Source organism: Acinetobacter pollinis, assembly GCF_015627175.1.
Taxonomy (GTDB): domain Bacteria; phylum Pseudomonadota; class Gammaproteobacteria; order Pseudomonadales; family Moraxellaceae; genus Acinetobacter; species Acinetobacter pollinis.
Genome location: NZ_VTDQ01000085.1, coordinates 1 through 1,951 on the forward strand (window position 1 = coordinate 1; position 1,951 = coordinate 1,951).

A 1,951-nucleotide genomic window follows, 5' to 3' on the forward strand; every position below is an offset into this window, starting at 1 on the left:
ATCAGGATTACCTGTAATTGGATCATCCGGATAATATCCCACATGCATCACACCTTGTTGATACAAAGACTTAATCGTATCTGCTAACTCCTGTGTCGGAATAGGCTTACTGTTTTGTCTCCAATCAACCGCTTGTAATTCAACAACAGATTTACGAATACCATTTGGATATTGTTTCAAACGTTTCACAATGTCTGCATAAAACTTCTTCTGATCTTTCGCCTGCTCCATATATGGCATCGCCATAATCGCAGTGAAATCATATTTGTTTAATGACTCTTCTAACGATTGTGAATACCACGTTGAAGCATAAGGGTTAAGTACAACTTGTGCATACATGTTACGTGCTGTTAATAATGCAGGTTGGTATTGTCTAACCTCTCCTGCCAATTGTAACGCAAAGTTATCTAAGTAATTTGTTTTAAATGATGTCCACTTTTGTAGACTCTTGTCATCTTTACGTATGGCTTCTAAGTCTGTCGGTAAACCTGCCTTTTTATACGCCTGTAATGCAGCCGGACTCGCATCTTCATAATCAGATAATGTCGCATCATCATGGAATAACACACCATCAATTGTTGCCGACTTACCTAAATCTTGGTAAATCCCCTCAATAATCTTTCTTGCTGGTGCTGAAAATGGTGACAAACGAATGTAACCCATATTTAAGTGATCACTGTTCTTCGGCTGTTGCGTCACCACAAGGTCTTTAGACACAGGATTTGACTTCGGAAGCTCCCATGCCAATAAAGGCATCCATGCATAAATGCGTTGTACTTGCGTACGTGAAGAAATCTGCCAAGCCACGCGGTTAAATAAATCCTGACGCATTGGAATGTAGCGGTTTGGGAAATACACCATGTCCGCTGAACCATTGGCATCTGGATCGGAGAAAGCTTGTAGGTAAACTGTCGTCACATTCATTTTCTGAATGCGATCAAGCAACGCACCCAAATTCTTTTCTTCCTGCTTCTGATCTTTGTCGTAGATATAATCTAAATCTACATGCATGATTTTTTGTGGACGGTAGTTATCGCCTAGATTCTTTTCTCGGCTCTCAATTTCTCGTCCTAAATCATCCAAAGTCATGTCATGCTCAACCAATATACGGTTAAGCGCACCTAACGATTTCTTCAAATAAGCAGGACCATCATCAAGCGTAATGGTCACAGGCATACCCAATTGTTTGGCTATACGTACGGTTTCCAAATTATAACGACCATAAGGCCACACCATTACTCGAGGTACAGGCACACCATTGGCTTTAAACGCTTCGTTATTTTTCTTTAAGTCGTTATAGATACGTCGGTTATATTCACCATCCCCTTCGTACTTCTTAGTCTTACTATTATAAATACGTGTTGTTGCTGCAGGCTCCGAGTTACCTTGTGGATTACCAATCACACCATGGTGTAAGTCATAACTATGACTTGCAATCTCAACATAGCCACTGTCACTCATTTCTTTAATTTGTGGCCACGTTAAAATCTTATTACGTACTACAAGATCATCACCGAAGTGGACTTCTTGGTTTGCAGGTGTATCTACCCATGCACCGACTACTGCCAAAACGACAGGAATCTTATTTTCTTTAACAAACGGATAGATATTGCTATAAAACGATTCATAGCCATCATCTACCGTTAATAAAACTGGTTTTGCAGGTAAGGTATATTTACCCGCATGGGCTTTAAGCAAGTCATTTACTGATATAAAGTGAAAGCCGTTTTGTTGTAACCATTTAACTTGTTTTTCAAAGTTTTCTGTGGTTACCGCATAAAATGGAATTAATGCATCATTTGCTTGGTTGGTTACCTCATGATATCCAATGACCGTGAGGGTTGTTGGCTGAATGTGAGGTTTCTTCGCTGCATACAACGACGGAGAAATGCCTAACATGGCTAAACTAACACAGCCGGCAACGACTGAACCTAAAAAACGAGTAAGCATA

Annotated in this window: 1 protein-coding gene; it reads right to left on the reverse strand. The window is 40.0% G+C overall.

What is annotated here, in order from left to right; translation table 11 throughout:
* On the reverse strand, nt 1-1,950 hold a 1,950-nt coding region (pgaB, locus tag I2F23_RS13765; protein ID WP_195773129.1), incomplete at its 3' end, for a poly-beta-1,6-N-acetyl-D-glucosamine N-deacetylase PgaB.
* Nucleotide 1,951 lies beyond the last annotated feature (1 nt).